Source organism: Microvirga antarctica, from assembly GCF_017921815.1.
GTDB classification, from domain to species: Bacteria; Pseudomonadota; Alphaproteobacteria; order Rhizobiales; family Beijerinckiaceae; genus Microvirga; species Microvirga antarctica.
The window spans coordinates 160,106-177,103 of the sequence record NZ_JAGEMM010000006.1; the positions used below are offsets into that span (position 1 = coordinate 160,106).

At 66.0% G+C, this 16,998-nt stretch carries 19 protein-coding genes; 6 read left to right on the forward strand and 13 right to left on the reverse strand.

The window, feature by feature from the left end; all coding sequences use genetic code 11:
* Positions 1–4 precede the first annotated feature (4 nt).
* Positions 5–496: a 5-(carboxyamino)imidazole ribonucleotide mutase gene (gene purE / locus J4G32_RS17300; protein ID WP_210496761.1), complete on the reverse strand. Its 492-nt coding sequence runs from the start codon at positions 494–496 to the stop codon at positions 5–7.
* 119 nt (positions 497–615) lie between these two features.
* Positions 616–816, reverse strand: coding sequence for a YdcH family protein (locus tag J4G32_RS17305; protein ID WP_210496762.1), 201 nt, complete (start codon positions 814–816; stop codon positions 616–618).
* 220 nt (positions 817–1,036) lie between these two features.
* On the opposite strand from J4G32_RS17305, the gene J4G32_RS17310 reads away from it, so the two are divergent.
* Positions 1,037–1,219, forward strand: a complete 183-nt coding sequence (locus J4G32_RS17310) for a YdcH family protein (RefSeq protein WP_210496763.1) — start codon at positions 1,037–1,039, stop codon at positions 1,217–1,219.
* A 97-nt stretch (positions 1,220–1,316) separates the two neighbouring features.
* On the opposite strand, the gene J4G32_RS17315 is transcribed toward J4G32_RS17310, so the two are convergent.
* Entirely contained in the window at positions 1,317–2,075 is a 759-nt protein-coding gene (locus tag J4G32_RS17315) for a sulfite exporter TauE/SafE family protein (RefSeq protein ID WP_210496764.1), read from the reverse strand.
* Between the two features lie 138 nt (positions 2,076–2,213).
* Here J4G32_RS17315 and J4G32_RS17320 point away from each other — a divergent pair, with 138 nt between their 5' ends.
* Positions 2,214–4,130 carry a propionyl-CoA synthetase gene (locus J4G32_RS17320; protein WP_210496765.1) on the forward strand — a complete coding sequence of 639 codons (1,917 nt, stop codon included), beginning with the start codon at positions 2,214–2,216 and terminating at the stop codon, positions 4,128–4,130.
* A 71-nt stretch (positions 4,131–4,201) separates the two neighbouring features.
* On the opposite strand, the gene J4G32_RS17325 is transcribed toward J4G32_RS17320, so the two are convergent.
* Both J4G32_RS17325 and J4G32_RS17330 read right to left on the reverse strand, forming a co-directional pair.
* A complete protein-coding gene (locus tag J4G32_RS17325) occupies positions 4,202–4,930 on the reverse strand; it encodes a DUF1013 domain-containing protein (RefSeq protein ID WP_210496766.1) in 729 nt (242 codons plus the stop codon).
* A 242-nt stretch (positions 4,931–5,172) separates the two neighbouring features.
* Positions 5,173–6,171, reverse strand: coding sequence for an NAD(P)H-quinone oxidoreductase (locus J4G32_RS17330; protein ID WP_210496767.1), 999 nt, complete (start codon positions 6,169–6,171; stop codon positions 5,173–5,175).
* Positions 6,172–6,269: 98 nt separating this feature from the next.
* Here J4G32_RS17330 and J4G32_RS17335 point away from each other — a divergent pair, with 98 nt between their 5' ends.
* The gene (locus tag J4G32_RS17335; protein ID WP_210496768.1) at positions 6,270–6,476 is read left to right on the forward strand and encodes a DUF1192 domain-containing protein; all 207 of its coding nucleotides are present in this window, start codon (positions 6,270–6,272) and stop codon (positions 6,474–6,476) included.
* A 291-nt stretch (positions 6,477–6,767) separates the two neighbouring features.
* A complete protein-coding gene (rcdA, locus tag J4G32_RS17340) occupies positions 6,768–7,334 on the forward strand; it encodes a protease adaptor protein RcdA (RefSeq protein WP_343232671.1) in 567 nt (188 codons plus the stop codon).
* An 84-nt stretch (positions 7,335–7,418) separates the two neighbouring features.
* Here rcdA and rpmE read toward each other — a convergent pair whose 3' ends face one another.
* Positions 7,419–7,652 (reverse strand): 50S ribosomal protein L31, encoded by a 234-nt coding sequence (gene rpmE / locus J4G32_RS17345; protein WP_210496770.1) that lies wholly within the window; start codon positions 7,650–7,652, stop codon positions 7,419–7,421.
* Positions 7,653–7,909: 257 nt separating this feature from the next.
* Between rpmE and J4G32_RS17350 the strand changes: the two genes are divergently transcribed.
* The gene (locus J4G32_RS17350) at positions 7,910–9,712 is read left to right on the forward strand and encodes an ABC transporter transmembrane domain-containing protein (RefSeq protein ID WP_210496771.1); all 1,803 of its coding nucleotides are present in this window, start codon (positions 7,910–7,912) and stop codon (positions 9,710–9,712) included.
* Positions 9,713–9,787: 75 nt separating this feature from the next.
* Positions 9,788–9,973, forward strand: coding sequence for a DUF3606 domain-containing protein (locus tag J4G32_RS17355; RefSeq protein WP_246505203.1), 186 nt, complete (start codon positions 9,788–9,790; stop codon positions 9,971–9,973).
* A 28-nt stretch (positions 9,974–10,001) separates the two neighbouring features.
* Here J4G32_RS17355 and J4G32_RS17360 read toward each other — a convergent pair whose 3' ends face one another.
* The 7 genes from J4G32_RS17360 to J4G32_RS17390 all read right to left on the reverse strand — a co-directional run bounded on the left by J4G32_RS17360 (position 10,002) and on the right by J4G32_RS17390 (position 16,995).
* Complete coding sequence (locus J4G32_RS17360) at positions 10,002–11,030, reverse strand: peptidoglycan -binding protein (protein ID WP_210496772.1); 1,029 nt, start codon at positions 11,028–11,030, stop codon at positions 10,002–10,004.
* Positions 11,030–11,995 (reverse strand): flagellar motor protein MotA, encoded by a 966-nt coding sequence (locus J4G32_RS17365; protein ID WP_210496773.1) that lies wholly within the window; start codon positions 11,993–11,995, stop codon positions 11,030–11,032. Before J4G32_RS17365 ends, J4G32_RS17360 begins: the two co-directional genes overlap by 1 nt.
* 113 nt (positions 11,996–12,108) lie before the next feature.
* A complete protein-coding gene (locus J4G32_RS17370; protein WP_210496774.1) occupies positions 12,109–12,903 on the reverse strand; it encodes an inositol monophosphatase family protein in 795 nt (264 codons plus the stop codon).
* Between the two features lie 108 nt (positions 12,904–13,011).
* Complete coding sequence (locus J4G32_RS17375) at positions 13,012–13,914, reverse strand: tetratricopeptide repeat protein (RefSeq protein WP_210496775.1); 903 nt, start codon at positions 13,912–13,914, stop codon at positions 13,012–13,014.
* Positions 13,914–14,564, reverse strand: coding sequence for a thiamine phosphate synthase (locus tag J4G32_RS17380; RefSeq protein ID WP_210496776.1), 651 nt, complete (start codon positions 14,562–14,564; stop codon positions 13,914–13,916). Before J4G32_RS17380 ends, J4G32_RS17375 begins: the two co-directional genes overlap by 1 nt.
* 117 nt (positions 14,565–14,681) lie before the next feature.
* Positions 14,682–15,755 carry a class II fructose-bisphosphate aldolase gene (gene fba / locus J4G32_RS17385; RefSeq protein WP_210496777.1) on the reverse strand — a complete coding sequence of 358 codons (1,074 nt, stop codon included), beginning with the start codon at positions 15,753–15,755 and terminating at the stop codon, positions 14,682–14,684.
* 49 nt (positions 15,756–15,804) lie between these two features.
* Positions 15,805–16,995, reverse strand: a complete 1,191-nt coding sequence (locus J4G32_RS17390; RefSeq protein ID WP_210496778.1) for a phosphoglycerate kinase — start codon at positions 16,993–16,995, stop codon at positions 15,805–15,807.
* Positions 16,996–16,998 lie beyond the last annotated feature (3 nt).

Consider the following 16,998-nt stretch of genomic DNA (forward strand, 5'->3'; position numbering starts at 1 on the left):
GCGCTCACGCGTCCTCTACCGGTCGCATTCCCACACTGTCCGTCTGGCGCTGCCGGAAGGCGTCGAGGCGCAGGGCGATGCCCGAATCGTGCAGCGCCAGAACGGCGGCTGCCAGCAGGGCCGCGTTGATCGCGCCGGCGCGGCCGATCGCCAGCGTCCCGACCGGGATGCCGGCGGGCATCTGGACGATCGACAGCAGACTGTCCTGACCCGACAGCGATTTCGATTCCACCGGCACGCCGAAAACCGGCAGCGGCGTCATGGCGGCGGTCATGCCGGGCAGGTGGGCCGCGCCGCCCGCGCCGGCGATCACGACCTGAAAGCCCGCGGCCTTGGCGCCCTTGGCGAAGTCCACGAGACGGTCGGGCGTCCGATGGGCGGAGACGATCCGCGCGTCGTAGGCGACTTCAAGGATGTCGAGCGTCTCGGCAGCGTGCCGCATGGTCGCCCAGTCGGACTGGCTGCCCATGATGATGGCAACAGGTGTACCTGCCATGAGATGGCTCCGGCTTGAGGCCTCTGAAGGTGACGCAATAGCGAAGGCCGGTGAGCCAATCAAGGTCGCGCATGCAGGAAGACCGCTTCAGATGATGGAAGTCGGCATCTGGCAGAGAATCAGGCGCTGATATCGGGGGTGAGCTGGTCCTCGATCCGAATAATCTGATCCTTCAGGGCAAGCTTGCGCTTCTTCAGCCGCTGCACCTGGAGCTGGTCGCCGGTGATGATCTGTTCCAGCGCATCGATGGCCGTGTCGAGATCGCGGTGCTCCTGCTTCAGGCGGGCGAGATCCGCTTCCAGTTCAGTCACATCCATCATCGACACGGTCCAGATTGCCCATCGCCTCCGGCAACCGGGCGCGCTCCCAAAAGTATGCTCCCGGGGACCGTATTCGGCAAGGCCGACAGCGCTCTTCGAGAGCAAGAGTGACGTAACGGAATGCGAGTTGGGTTTCGCATTGCAGCATCGTTTGCCTTCGACTCGCCATCATCTGTATGTCACATTCGACGGACCGAGGATCGAACAGGAGGTTACAGACATGCCACTGCAGAACCATCTCACCGAACTCGAGCGCAAACACAAGGCGCTGGAGCGAGAGCTGCAAAGTGCTGTTCACCACCCGTCCATGGACGATGCAAGACTGGCCGAACTCAAACGCAAGAAGCTTCTGTTGAAGGACGAAATCAGCCGGCTCAAGAACGGCCACGTGTCCGTTCACTGATCGCCCATTTCCCATCCTAGGCCCGCAGGCCAGCCATCCCGTTTCCATCGAGCGACAGGCACGGTGCCGCATGGCATTGGGCCTGTTTGCGAAGGGTTCAGCTCAACCCGACAACACCATCGAAGATCAGCTTGCCCCCGACGAGGATCAGCAGGCCATAGATGATCGTGTAGAACCGCTGCCCTGACAGCCGCCGCACGAGCCACACACCCGCCAAGGTCGCGGCAATGGCGAGGGGGAAGAGAACAGCCGCGGTGGACAGGTTCTCGCGGGTGAATTGCCCCAGCGCCATGTAGGGCGGCACCTTGATCCAGTTGATCAGGGTGAAGACGATGGCGCCGGTGCCGACGAAGATGGCCTGCGGCAGCCGCTGCGGCATCACATAGATCTGGAACGGCGGGCCGCCCGCGTGGGCGATCATGCTGGTGAAGCCGCACATCGCGCCCCAGAAGACGCCGCGCGGAATATCAGCGCGAGCCGGTGCGATGACGGCCTGCCGGCGCTCCACGATCAGCCGGCGCGCGCCGAAGGCGACCGAGATCACGCCCACCGAGACCCCGACCAAAGCGTCCGAGACCCACGCGGCCAGCAGATAGGCCAGCACGACGCCCAGCAACGCGCCGGGCATGAGGATCAGCACGTTGCGCCGGTCCCAGGTGTGACGATACGCCCACACGCTCACCACATCCTGCACGATCAGGATGGGCAGCGTGATGGCTGCAGCCTGGACGGGCGAGACGGTCAGCGCCATCAGGGGCAGCGACAGAAGGCTCAAGCCTGATAATCCGCCCTTCGAGAGGCCGAGCAGGATCACGGCCGGAACGGCGGCGCAGTAGAACAGCGGATCGGTAATCATCGCGAGGCTCGCCGAAAGTCGCCGCTGACCACGGCCTTTTCGCCTGCTACCACGGCAGGGCTGCCAAGTCGCGTCGAAGGAAGGCCAAGCGCAACGATCCGGCCACTCGCATTGCGACACCGACAGAGAGGGAACGCCATGACACAGACCCCGAGCCGCTATCATGAGGTCTACGCCCGCTGGCGCAGCGATCCGCAGGGTTTCTGGCGGGAGGCCGCTCGGGAGATCGACTGGAGCCGCCCGGCCGATGCGGTCTTCGATCCGGACCAGGGCATTTTCGGCCGCTGGTTTACCGGCGCCACCTGCAACGCCTGCTACAATGCCATCGACCGCCATGTGGAAAGCGGCCGGGGCGGGCAGGCGGCCCTGATCTATGACAGCCCGGTCACCGGCAGCAAACGGACCTACACCTACGCCGCGTTGCTGGACGAGATCGCCACCCTGGCGGCGGTGCTGCAGGATCTCGGCGTCGGCAAGGGCGACCGCGTCATCCTCTACATGCCGATGATCCCCGAAGCGGTGATCGGGATGCTCGCCTGCGCCCGCATCGGGGCCGTCCACTCCGTCGTGTTCGGCGGCTTTGCCGCGACCGAACTGGCGATCCGCCTCGAGGACGCCACCCCGAAGGTGGTGCTCTCGGCCTCCTGCGGCATCGAGACGACCCGCGTGATCCCGTACAAGCCCCTGCTCGAGGAGGCGATCGCGCTGAGCCGCCACAAGCCGTCGGCCTGCCTTATCGTCCAGCGTCCCGAACGCGCCGCCGACCTTGTTGCCGGCCGCGACCACGATTGGCGGGAGACGACCGCACGGGCGCGCGCTGCCGGCAAGCGGGCGGCCTGTGTGCCGGTCGCCGCCACCGACCCGCTCTACATCCTCTACACCTCCGGCACCACGGGGCGGCCCAAGGGCGTGGTGCGCGATACCGGCGGCTATCTGGTGGCCCTGAAATGGTCGATGAGCAATCTCTACGGGGTGGCGCCCGGCGAGGTGTTCTGGTGCGCGTCCGATGTCGGTTGGGTCGTCGGCCATTCCTACATCGTCTACGGGCCTCTCCTTCATGGCTGCACGACAATTCTCTACGAGGGAAAACCGGTGGGCACGCCGGACGCCGGCGCCTTCTGGCGCGTGGTGGCCGAGCACAAGGCGGTGGTGCTCTTCACCGCCCCCACGGCGTTCCGGGCCATCAAGAAAGAGGATCCCGACGCGACCCACGTGAAGGATTACGATCTTGCCGACTTCCGGGCCCTGTTCCTGGCGGGCGAGCGGGCGGACCCGGATACGGTGCAATGGGCCGAGCGCATCCTGGGCGTGCCGATCGTGGACCATTGGTGGCAGACCGAAACCGGCTGGCCGATCGCCGGCAATCCGCTGGGCCTTGGCGCGCTGCCGATCAAATACGGCTCGCCGACCGTGCCGATGCCGGGATACGACGTGCAGGTCCTGGACGAGGGCGGTCGCCCGTTGCCACCGGACACGATGGGGTCGATCGCCATCAAGCTTCCCCTTCCGCCGGGCTGCCTGCCGACGCTCTGGCATGCGGATGACCGGTTTCGCGAGGCCTACCTCACCACCTATCCGGGGTTCTACAACACCTCGGATGCGGGCTTCATCGACGGGGACGGTTATCTCTACATCATGGGCCGGACCGACGACATCATCAACGTGGCGGGCCACCGGCTGTCCACGGGCGGGATGGAGGAGGTGCTGGCCTCCCATGCGGCCATCGCCGAATGCGCCGTCATCGGCGTCAAGGATTCCCTGAAGGGCGAAATTCCGTGCGGCTTCGTCGTGCTGAAATCCGGAATCGGCCGCGCGCCGACCGAGATCGAGGCGGAACTGGTGCAGCTTGTCCGGGACAAGATCGGCCCTGTCGCGGCGTTCAAGCTCGCCATCACGGTCGGCCGCCTGCCCAAGACCCGGTCCGGCAAGATCCTGCGCGGCACCATGAAGAAGATTGCCGACGGCGACAGCTGGGCCATGCCCGCCACCATCGACGATCCGGCGGTTCTCGACGAGATCGGCGCGGCGCTCAAGGGGCGCGGTCTCGCCGGCTGATCGGCCTGTGGCGCATCCATGAAAAAGGCCCGGATCGCTCCGGGCCTTTTGTCTGATGACGGGGTTGCGGCCTAATCGTCGTCTTCGTCGTCAGCGCGCTTGAGCTGCTTGAGCTTGGCGAAGACGGAATTGACGTCGATGGCGTCTTCCTGGACCGGCTTGGGCCGGCTCATATCGGCGAAGGGCTCGTCGCGCGGGGCCGGGGCGGGCGCGGTCGAGACCTCGGCCGGCATGAGCGTACCGCCGGTCTCGGCGACCTCGACCTGCGGCCGATCCTTGGCGGCCCGCTGGACCTCGAAATCGAGATCGATCTGTGACGACAGGCCCAGCGTCACGGGATCCATCGGGGCGAGGCTCGGCGAATTCCAGTGGGTGCGCTCGCGGACCTGCTGGATCGTGGTCTTGGTGGTGCCGACAAGGCGCATGATCTGTGCGTCCTTCAGCTCCGGATGGTTGCGCACGAGCCACAGGATGGCATTGGGGCGGTCGTGGCGGCGGGAGACCGGGGTGTAGCGCGGGCCCTTCTTGATCCGCTTGGGCTCAGGCAGCTTCACGCGCGATTCAGCCATCCGCAGGTGATGGGCGCTGTCGGCCTGCGCCAGCTCGATCTCCTCGCGGGTGAGCTGTCCCGAGGTGATCGGGTCGAGCCCCTTGATGCCGGCCGCGACTTCGCCGTCGGCGATGCCTTTGACTTCGAGGGGGTGCAGCTTGCAGAAATCGGCGATCTGTTCGAACGACAAGGACGTGTTCTCAACGAGCCACACGGCTGTCGCCTTGGGCATCAGCGGTCCTGGGGACATGGGCTTTTCTCCTCAAAGCCGGGTGCCGATTCGTCGGCGCCGCACGGCAAAACTCTCTCGCGCTCCGACCCGGTCGGACCGGAGCATCTCGTCTCACGATGTGAGGGAAACAGGGTGATTATACGGATCGCGACCCGATGTTGCAATTCGAGATCGCAGCTTGGCCGCCCGGAATCCCGTCCGGGCGGCCGATTGAGGGCATTCACAGCCCTTCGAATGGGCAGCGCCGGCCGCCCGAATCCTCACATCGCGAGCACGATCTTGCCGATATGCGCACCGCCATCCATGCGCGCATGCGCCTTGGCCACCTCCTCGAGAGGGAACACCGAGTCGATCAACGGCTTGACGCGACCGGCGGCCAGAAGCGGGAGCACTTTCCCGGAAAGGTCCCGGGCGATCATCGCCTTCTCGGCCACCGAGCGCGCACGCAGGGTGGAGCCCGTATGGGTCAGGCGCTTCAGCAACATCCGCCCAAAATCCATCTCAACCTTGCTGCCCTGCAGGAAGGCGATCTGAACAATCCGGCCCTCGAGCGCCGCCGCCTCGTAATTGCGCGCGATGTAGGGTCCGCCGACCATGTCGAGGATCAGGTTGGCGCCGCGTCCGCCGGTAAAGGTCTTGACGGCCGCGACGAAATCCTCGCTGCGATAGTCGATCGCCAGATCTGCCCCGAGGTCCTGACAGGCCGCGCATTTCTGCGCACTTCCCGCCGTGGCGATCACGGTGGCGCCGAACGCCTTGGCGAGCTGGATCGCCGTGGTGCCGATGCCGGAGGTGCCGCCGTGGACCAGAAAGGTTTCCCCGGCCTGGAGGCGGCCCCGCTGGAACACATTCGTCCAGACGGTGAAATACGTCTCCGGGATCGCGCCCGCTTCCACCATCGACAGGCCCTGCGGGATCGCCAGCGCATTGGTTTCGTGGACGACCGCATAATCCGCATACCCCCCGCCCGGAACCAGGGCCATGACCCTCTCCCCGAGAGCGAAGGCCGTCACGGCAGAGCCCAGCGCCACCACGGTGCCGGCCAGTTCGAGACCCAGAATGTCGGGTGCGCCAGGCGGCGGCGGATAGCTGCCCTGCCGTTGCACCACATCCGGCCGATTGATGCCGGCCGCCTCGATTTTAACGAGGATTTCGCCCTCGGCCGGCGTCGGAACCGGGCGCTGAACCAGTTTCAGCACCTCAGGACCGCCTTTGCCGTCGGCGATGATCGCCCGCATCGTGTCAGAGATTGCCGCCATTCTGTCCTCCTTCGGTCAAGCCCGCTGCCTACAGGCGATGTTGGCAAGCGGCGTAGCACGCCGTAACCTCTCACGGAATTCTTTGGAAGGAGAACGATATGGCTTTCGATCCCTTTGCCGAGGACCCGGTGCAGCCTGAGGGCGGGCATGCCATCGGGCAAGACCTGTCCCTTCACTCGATCGACGAGATCGACGACCTCATCGGCGTGCTGGAGCGGGAGATCGAGCGCTTGAAAGAGGCCAAGTCCGGCAAGCAGCGTTCGCTGGCTGCCGCCAGCGCCTTCTTCAATCTCGGCTCGGCGTGAGGTCCTGCCCGGGCGGCTGAGGGGCGTGTTAACGTCTTGTTAGGCCTTCGGGTGTGTAATGCGCCTGTCCAGACTCTCTCCCTGGACAGCGAGTGGCTCCTGTTCACTCTGTTTGACGCCTCCCTGTTATCACTGGGAGCCGCTGCAAGGCGGCTCTCCTTTTGTGAGGGGCGCTGCGGCTTAACCTTAAGCAAGAGTTAGCAAAGCATCCGGCGGCAACCCGCTCTATAATGCTCTCCTGACATGACAGATCCTGCGCGCGCTCGGCGCCAGAGATTCAGGAGAGCGTGGGTGAGAGATCCGGACGTGATCACCTTGCGGACCGGACCGGTTCGGTTCGGCCACAGCTTCGTGCATTCGGAGGCGTTCACCGCGCTGTTCCAGGAGGGCATGGAGCTGGTCGAGGAAACGGCCGCTTATCTCGACGGCCCCGGCCGCGAGGAATCCCGCCCGCTGCCCCGCGCTGTCACCATCGCCTATGCGAGCGAAAGCATGCGCCTGACCACGCGCCTCATGCAGATCGCGTCCTGGCTGCTGGTCCAACGGGCCGTGGCCGAGGGCGAGATGACGGAAGCCCAGGGCCAGGCCGAAAAGTCCCGGGTTCGGCTTGCATCCCACGAGACGACCGCGACCATTGCGGAATTCGAGGCGCTGCCCTCCCGGCTGCGCCATCTGATCGGCCTCACCGCGCGGCTTCACGCCCGGATCCTGCATCTCGAACAGATCATGGCCGAGCCGGAGGAGGCGCCCCCGGCTGCCCTTGCAAACCCTGTCGCCACCCAGCACGGACTTCTGGAGCGGGCGTTCGGGGCGAGGGATCGTGCGGCGTTCACCCCAGAGCCGGCCGCGCCGCGCTGACGTCCCCGGGCAGTCCAAACGAAAAAAGCCCCGCTCGGGCGGGGCTTTTCGACACTGGGTCCAGATTAACTCTTGAACGCCAGATTACTTCTTGAACGCCATGTTGCCGAACTTGGAGTTGAAGCGCGACAGGCGGCCACCGCGGTCGAGCAATTGCTGCGTGCCGCCGGTCCAGGCCGGGTGCGTGCTCGGGTCGATGTCGAGGTTGATGCTGTCACCCTCTTTGCCGTAGGTCGACCGGGTGGTGAACTCGGTGCCGTTGGTCATGACGACCTTGATGAAATGGTAGTCCGGATGTTCGGTTGTGTTGCGCGCCATTGCCATGTCCTCGTGCGGTTGTCCGAAGGGCCAACCTGCAGCCTGAAAGTCGAGCCTGTCTTGAAAGGTTGCCGGCCTATACCGTACTTGGAACCCTGAAACAAGGCTCGCACCGCTGAAACGCCTCTTGTGAAACCGCCCGTCACCCGTCACACCGGACAGGGGCGCTCCCAAACCTTCGTCGCCCCGACGCAAAGCGTTCGGTGCGGCGTTTTCATCGCTTGCCGAAGTCCGACGCGAAGGCCGATACAGACCCCATGGCAGACCTCCCGACCGGAACCCGCCGCCAAAAGGCAGCCCTCAGCGCGCTGCGGCCGCTGGTGCCCTACGCGATTGCCTACAAGGGACGGATTGCGGCCGCGCTGGTGGCGCTGATTGTTGCATCCGCGGCGACACTGGTCATGCCCATCGCCCTGCGAAGGGTCGTGGATTTCGGCTTTTCGGCTGACGACCGCACACTCATCAACGCCTATTTCGGCATGCTGCTCGTCGTGGTGGGCGTGCTGGCGGCCGCCAGCGCGGCGCGGTTCTACCTGGTCATCACGTTGGGGGAGCGGGTCGTGGCGGACCTCCGCGCGGCGGTGTTCGGCCACCTGACGTCCCTCGACCCCGCCTTCTTCGACCAGACCAAGAGCGGGGAGATCATCTCACGGCTGACAGCCGACACGACCCAGGTGAAGGCGGCGTTCGGCGTCAGTATCTCGATTGCGCTGCGGAATGGGTTTCTGTTTCTGGGCGCGGTCGCTTTGATGATCGTCACGAGCCCGAAACTCTCGGCCCTCGTCATTCTGGCCATTCCGGCCATCGTCCTGCCGCTGGTGTTTTCCGGCCGCGCCGTGCAGCGCCGGTCCCGGGCGGCCCAGGATCGTCTCGCCGACGCATCCGCCTATGCGGCCGAGGCCATCGGGGCCGTGCGCACCATGCAGGCCTTCGGCATGGAGGCGGCCACCCGGTCGCGGTTCGCGGCGGCCGCCGAGGATGCCTTCGAGGCAGCCCGCCTGTCGACGACCATGCGGTCGCTGCTCACCGGCATCGGCATCTTCATGGTCTCGGCCAGCGTGGTAGGGGTGCTGTGGTACGGCGCGCAGGATGTGATGAGCGGCACCATGACGGCCGGGCAATTGTCGCAATTCGTGCTCTATGCGGTGTTTGCCGCAAGCTCGCTCGGCCAGTTGTCGGAGGTCTACGGAGAACTGGCGCAGGCCGCGGGTGCGGCCGAACGGCTCGGCGAGATCCTCGAGGCGACGCCTGCCATCAGCCCGCCCGCCGATCCCATCGCCTTGCCGGAGCCATCGCCCGGAACGGTCACCTTCTCGGACGTGTGGTTTGCCTACCCGACGAGGCTCGAGCAGCCGTCGCTCAAGGGCTTCAGCGTGACGCTGTCCGCGGGCGAGCGCGTCGCCCTGGTGGGTCCGTCCGGCGCCGGCAAGAGCACTGTGCTGCAGTTGCTGCTGCGCTTCTACGACCCGCAAAGCGGCGAGATCCGCGTCGACGGGGTGCCCATCAGCCGGGCCGATCCGATCGCGTTGCGGGCCCGGATGGCGCTGGTGCCGCAGGAACCGACGGTCTTCGGCGCGAGCGTTCTCGACAACATTCGCTACGGATGCCCGGACGCCACGGAGGAGGCGGTTCGCCATGCCGCGACGCTGGCCGCCGCCGACGGCTTCATCCGGGCGATGCCGCAGGGCTACGAAACCCTCATCGGCGAGCGCGGCGTGACCCTCTCGGGCGGGCAACGGCAGCGACTGGCGATCGCCCGCGCGATCCTGAAGGACGCCCCGATCCTGCTGCTCGATGAAGCGACCTCGGCCCTCGACGCGGAAAGCGAACGCAAGGTTCAGACCGCCCTCGATCGGCTGATGGAGGGGCGCACCACTCTCGTGATTGCTCACCGGCTCGCCACCGTGCGATCCGCCGACCGGATCCTGGTGATGGATCACGGCCAGATCGTCGAGGAGGGAACCCATGAGGCCCTGCTGGCGGAGGGGGGACTCTATGCCCGCCTCGCTCGCCTGCAGTTCACCGATCCGGACGACCGCCACGTGCAGGCCGCCGAATAGACCTTACCCGAACCGATTGTCGGTCTGGCAGTTATGTGAGGGCCGGCACAGGTCGGCGCGTCGTTCGGGAGAGTGATGATGATCGGCATCGGCAGCAGGCGGCATCCGCTGGATTCCCCGCGTATCAACCTCCACGAGGATTGGGAACTCCGCTATTGGGCCGGCCGGTTCTCGGTGTCCCACGCCCAGTTGATGGCAACCGTCAAGCGGGTCGGCGTTCAGGTTTCGGATGTCGCCCGCGCGCTCGGACGACCCGCCTGAACGTGCGGCAGCGCACGAAGCCTACCACCTATCGCTCGGTGAGTTTCAGCTCGATGCGGCGGTTGCGGGAGAACGCCTCGTCGGTATTGCCCAGATCGATCGGCTGATATTCGCCGAAGCCTGCAGCCAGCAGATGCTGCGGGGCCACCCCGCGCGCCGCGAAAGCCTGGACCACCGCGATGGCGCGCGCTGCCGATAGCGCCCAGTTCGACGGGAACTGCGCCGTCGCGATGGGGCGCGAATCCGTGTGCCCGTCGACCCGGATCACCCAGGGGATATCGGGCGGGATCTGCTTTTCGAGCTCCACCAGCGCGCTGGCGATGCGGTCCAGCTCTCCCGAGGCCTCGGGCCGCAGGGTTGCCTGGCCGGCCGGGAACAGAACCTCGGATTGGAAGACGAAACGGTCGCCGACGATCCGCACATCCTGCCGGTTGCCGAGGATCTGCCGCAGGCGGCCGAAGAAATCGGAGCGGAAGCGGGCGAGTTCCTGCACCCGCTGGGCGAGCGCGACATTCAACCGGCTGCCGAGATCGGCGATCCGCGCCTGGCTATCCTTGTCGCGGGATTCCGAGGCGTTGAGGGCCTCCTCCAGCGCTGCCAGCTGGCGGCGCATGGCGGCGATCTGCTGGTTGAGGATCTCCACCTGGCTCATAGCCCGGCCGGTCGCCTGGCGCTCGCCTTCCAGAGCGGTGGTGAGCTCGCTCGCGCGGCCCTGCGCCTCGCCGCCGCTCTCCACCAGGTTCTGGAGCCGTGCACGGTCGGCTTGCGCAGATTGCAGGGTGCTTTGCAGGGAATTGAGGTTGTCCTCAAGCGCGCGGCGGCTCGAACGCTCGAGGGACAGAAGGTCGGTGAGCTCCGAGATCTGCCGGTTGAGGCGGTCGAGCACGGTGTCGCGGCTCGAAAGCTCCCGGGACAGGAAGAATTGGCCCACCATGAAAACCGAGATCAGGAAGACGATGGCGAGCAGAAGCGTCGACAGGGCGTCGACAAATGCCGGCCAGTAATTCAGCTCCGCCCGCGGGCCGCGTCGACGCCTGCCCGAACTTCCAACCGGCATCAGGGCAGTCTTTCTTGCGACAGGCGATCGAGCACCTGCTTGAGGTCCTTCTCGCGGGCGGCCTGTGCCTCGACCCAGTCGCGGATCATCTGCTGCTCGGCGCGCATATGCTGGACGAGCCCCTGCACGCCCTCGGCGAGGTTGGCCATCGCCTGGGTCGACGCCCGCCCGCCGGCGCCGTCATTGACCGCAGCCGTCAGCCGGTTCAGCGCGACCGAGAGATCGTTCGACAGGCCCGGACGGCCGGAAGGGTCGGCGCCGGTCGTATCCATGGTGGAGACCGCCAGCCAATCCTCCAGCTCGGTATAGAACCGGTTCTGGGCCTGGCCGGCCTGGAGATCGAGGAAGCTGAGGACCAGGGAGCCCGCAAGGCCGAACAGCGAGGCCGAGAACGACAGGCCCATGCCCTGCAGCGGCCCGGCAAGGGAATTCTTCAACTCGTCGAACAGAACCGCCGAATCCTGTCCCGTGCGCAGGGACGAGATGATCCGACCGACGGAGCCGACGGTGTCGATCAGGCCCCAGAAGGTTCCCAGGAGACCGAGGAATACGAGCAGGCCCGCTAGATACCGGACGATTTCGCGGCTCTCGTCGAGGCGCGCGCCAACGGAATCCAGAAGCGAGCGCGTCGCCGCGACCGAGAGGGTGGACTGCGCCTGGCGACCGCTGATGAAGGACGCCATGGGAGCGAGCAGAACGGGCTGCTCCGGCACCAGCCCGCCCTCCTGCGATTGCCGGAAGGTATTGACCCAGCGGATCTCGGGAAACAGCCGCCAGACCTGGCGGATCGCCAGGACGATGCCGATGAGGGTCACGCCGACGATCAGCCCGTTAAGGCCCGGATTGGCCATGAAGGCGTCGATGATCTGCTTGTAGAGGATGAACGCGACGAACCCGGCCAAAATCAGGAAGACCGCCATGCGGATCAGGTAGATCCGCGGTGGGGTAAGGGGTTGTTCGTCCATCGTTATCCTGCTCTCTGGTGCCGCGACGCCATTTCAATGTGACCGGGCGGCCCGGCCGGATCAAGCGTAGCAGCGGCGCGTGAAGGCTGGACGAACAGAAATCTCGGTTCGGGTCAGCGTTTGGCGGTCTTCAGCAATTTCAGCAATTCCCGGTGCATGACCTCGTTGCCGCACACCACGGAGCCGGTCACGAGCGGGTCGGGTCCCCCATCTGCGTCCGACAGGTAGCCGCCGGCCTCGCGGATCATGAGAAGGCCCGCCGCCACGTCCCAGCTGTTGAGACCTCGCTCCCAATAGGCGTCGAGGCGGCCGCAGGCCACATAGGCGAGATCGAGCGCTGCCGCGCCGAACCGGCGCATGCCCCCCACATTGCCCATGACGGCCGACAATTCCTTGATGAAGACCCCGTGGTCGCCCTTGGCGATATGGGGCAATCCACAGGCCACGACAGCATCCGCCATCTCGATGCGGGCCGCCACCCGGATGCGGCGGTTGTTGAGATAGGCGCCCTTGCCCTTCTCGGCGATGAACAATTCGTCCTTGATCGGGTCGTAAATGACGCCGGCGACAACCTGACCGTCCCGTTCGAGCCCGACGGAAATCGCGAATTGCGGCAGGCCGTGCAGGAAGTTCGTGGTGCCGTCGAGGGGGTCGATATGCCAGCGATGGTTGGGATCGGTGCCCTTCACCTCACCCTCTTCCTCCATCACGAGCCCGTAGCCGGGACGGGCCTTCATGAGGGCGTCGCGCAGGATCTGCTCGGCCTTGCGGTCCGCCGCCGACACGAAATCGCCCGGCCCCTTGCGGGATACCTGAAGGTTCTCGACCTCGCCGAAATCGCGTTTCAGGGAGCGCGAGGCCTTCATCACGGCATCGGTCATGACGGTCATGAGGGGCGAGCGGATCATCGTCTGGCAGTCCTGACAGAAGGGGCGGGGTAGGGGATGGGGCCGGGTGGACCACGGCGGGCAGCGAAGGTCAAGCGATCCGGGCCCGATTGCGGTCCGCCTGCCTCGTTATCGCACGCCAAGTCGTTCGCCCGCGAGCTTGCCGGCCTTGTTTTTCTCCTCGGGCGTCAGATCCTTCAGCGCATCGTCGAGCCACGGATCGTTGAGGCCCTGGGCGACCGACAGAATATGCCAGGCTGCCGCATCGATCTTGTTGACCGGCACGCCGCGTCCCGCCGCCAGCAGCCGCGCGAGCCGGTTCTGGGCAATGGCGTTGCCCTTGGCGGCGGCGCGACGGAAAAACTGCGCCGCCTTGCTCTCGTTCTTGGTGATGCCCTCGCCGTTGAACAGAAGGATGGCGTATTCGACATCGCCGACCGAACTGCCGTTGAGGGCCGCCCGCTCGAAGAGCTTCGCGGCCTCGGCCGGATTGCGCGTCATGCCCCGGCCCTTGAGATAGAGCACGCCCAGCGCGTGCTGGGCATCGGGCAGTTCCGCATTCGCCGCCACCCGCAGCAACGCGATGGTGCGGCGGACATCGTCCTCCGCGTTGCTCGGCAGGAGAATGAGCGCGAGGTTGTAGCTGGCGACCGGATTGCCCTTGGCGGCAGCCTCTTCCAGCCAGGCGCGACCCTGTGCCGGGTTCTTGGGCATGCCACGGCCCTCGAGGGCCATCAGGCCGAGGGAAGCCAGCGCCTGCGGATCGCCGCGCTGGGCCGCCAGCCGATACCAGTCGGCCGCCTTGGCCGGGCTCACCGGAACGCCGAGGCCCTGGTTGTACAATTCCCCCAGGAGGGTCATGGCGGCGAAATCGCCCTTGTCCTTCTCGATCCGGCCCGTCGCCTCGCGAAAGGCCTCATTGTAGAGACCCCGCTGGTAGGCCCCGAAAGCGAGATCGGTGGCGGCCCGGGCTGGCGCGAACGACAGGCCGAAGGCGACAGCCGCGATGGCGATGAGGCGGGTCTTGCGCATCAATCGGCCTCGCGGTCGCCGATGAGGGCGATGGCGGCTGACACCGCCTTTGCGGGCCCTTCCGGGTGGTGCCAGACCGCATCGCCCAGCGCGATGAACTCGGCCCGGGTTGCCACCAGGGCGGGAATCGCCTCAAAGCTCGGCGCGAAGACCACGCAGGGCGTCTCGAAGATCTCGGCCCACCAGGTGGCGCGATCGACAACCCCCTCGAGGGCCGGGATGCTGCCGTCCTGGCGCGGCTCGCCGAACAGCAGATAATCGACACCGGCCTCGCCCGCCGTCATGGCGTCGTCCTTGGACCGGATCGCGCCGACCCCGAGGGTTCGGTCGGCTTTGACCCGGTCGCGTTGGTCTTTCAGGTCAAGGCCGCCTGCCGGCACGTGAATGCCGTCGGCTGCCGCGCGGCTGGCGACCAGCGCAAGATCCGCCGCGCCGTCGGACGCAATGATCAGCGCCGTGCCGTGTTCCTGGACGGCGGCGGATAAAGCCTTGATCTGGTTGACCAGGGTGCGCTCGTCGGCTTTGGGCAGGCGCAGGAGGACGGCCGCGACCTCGCCGCCGGCGCAGGCTTCCGCGAGGGCGGGCGCGAAGGCGGCCGCGTCCTCGACGAGCGGGGTGATGAGATAGAGGCGGGCGGCAGGTTCAACCATGGTCACGGATCACGAGAAATTTGCGGGTCGCTACGCCATAACGAAAACGGGGCCATCTTGCGAGGCCCCGCTTGTGTTTCACGATTGCGGCGAAACGCCGATGACAAGCGCCCGGACCTAGTGGCCCGCGGCGAATTTCGGATTCAATTCGCCCGAGGCATAGCGCTTGGCCATGGCGGCGGTCGTCAGGACCTTGATTTTCGGGGCCTGGCCTGCCGTCCTGAATTCCTCGAAACGCTGCCTGCAGAGCTTCGTCATGGCGTCCATGGCGGGCTTGAGATACTTGCGGGGATCGAACTCGCCCGCGTTCTCGGACAGGATCTTGCGGATCTGGCCGGTCATCGCCATGCGGTTGTCGGTGTCGATGTTGATCTTGCGGACGCCGTGCTTGATGCCGCGCTGGATCTCTTCCACGGGAACGCCCCATGTCTGAGGCATCTTGCCGCCATACTGGTTGATGATGTCCTGCAGGTCCTGCGGGACCGAGGACGAGCCGTGCATCACCAGGTGGGTGTCGGGGATGCGGCGGTGGATTTCCTCGATGACGTTCATGGCGAGGATCGCGCCATCCGGCTTGCGGGTGAACTTGTAGGCGCCGTGCGAGGTGCCCATGGCGATGGCGAGGGCATCGACCTTGGTTTCGGCCACGAATTTCACCGCCTCGTCGGGATCGGTCAGCAACTGGTCATGGCTGAGCTTGCCCTCGGCCCCGTGCCCGTCTTCCTTGTCGCCCATGCCGGTCTCGAGCGAGCCCAGCACCCCCAGTTCGCCCTCCACCGAAATGCCGCCCAGATGGGCCATCTCGGTAACCGTGCGGGTGACGCCCACATTGTAATCCCAGTCGCCCGGGGTCTTGCCGTCGGCCTTGAGGGACCCGTCCATCATCACCGAGGTGAATCCAGCCTGGATCGCCGTCATGCAGGTGGCGGGCTCGTTGCCGTGGTCGAGATGCACGCAGACCGGGATATGCGGATAGATTTCGGTCACGGCGTCCATCATGTGCTTGAGCATGATGTCGTTGGCGTAGGAGCGGGCGCCCCGGCTCGCCTGGATGATCACCGGCGCGTCGCAGGCATCGGCTGCCGCCATGATGGCCAGCGCCTGTTCCATGTTGTTGATGTTGAACGCAGGCACGCCATAGCCCTGCTCGGCAGCGTGGTCGAGAAGCTGTCTTAAGGTAATGCGCGCCATAAGGTCCTCCGAGTTGATTTGATATGGAATGCCGAGTCGGTTGTTTCGCTCAGGCTTTGAGAGCGTCGACGCCGGGCAGGGGCTTGCCCTCGAGCCATTCGAGGAACGCGCCTCCGGCCGTCGACACATAGGTGAACTCGTCGGCGACGCCCGCGTGATTGAGCGCCGAGACCGTATCGCCGCCGCCGGCAACCGAGACCAGCTTGCCGGCCTTCGTGCGCGCCGCCGCATGGCGGGCTGCCGCAACCGTGCCCTGGTCGAAAGGCGCGATCTCGAAAGCGCCCAGCGGGCCGTTCCAGACGAGTGTTGCCGCGTCGTTGATGGCGGCGTTGATGCGCTCGACCGATTGCGGTCCCACATCCAAAATCATCTGGTCATCGGGAATCGCATCCATGCCATAGGCGTGGTTGGCGGCCCCGGCCTTGAATTCGTAGGCGCAAATGCCGTCCACCGGCAGAATGATGGCGCAATTGCTTTCGCGCGCCTGCGCGAGAATCCGCAACGCCGTCGGGGCGAGGTCCTTCTCGGCCAGGGACTTGCCGATGCCCATGCCCATGGCATGCAGGAAGGTGTTGGCCATCCCGCCGCCGATCACCAGCGCATCGACCTTCTTCACCAGGTTTTCCAACAGGTCGATCTTGCTCGACACCTTGGCGCCCCCGACGATGGCGACGAGCGGGCGGGTCGGGGCTTCGAGGCCCTTGGTCAGGGCATCGAGCTCGGCCTCCATCGTGCGCCCGGCAAAAGCCGGCAGGAGGTGCGCGAGGCCCTCGGTCGATGCGTGGGCGCGATGGGCGGTCGAGAACGCGTCGTTGACGTAGAGATCGCCGAGCTTGGCGAGCTCCTTGACGAAGGCCGGGTCGTTCTTTTCCTCGCCGGCATGAAAGCGGGTGTTCTCGAGAACGAGAATATCGCCGTCCTTCAGCGCCGCAACGGCAGCCTCGGCCACGGGCCCGATGGTCTCGTCGGCGAAGGCCACAGGCTTCTTGAGGTGCTGACCCAGCGCTTCGGCGACCGGCCGGAGCGTGTCCTTGAGGTCACGCCCCTTGGGCCGGCCGAAATGGGCCAGGATGACGAGCTTTCCGCCCTTGTCAGACAGCTCCCGCAGGGTTGGCAGGATGCGCTCGATGCGCGTCGCATCGGTGATCCGGCCGTTTTCCATGGGAACGTTGAGGTCGACGCGCACGAGGACGCGTTTGCCCTTCACATCGGCCTGATCGAGGGTGCGGAAAGCTTTCATCGT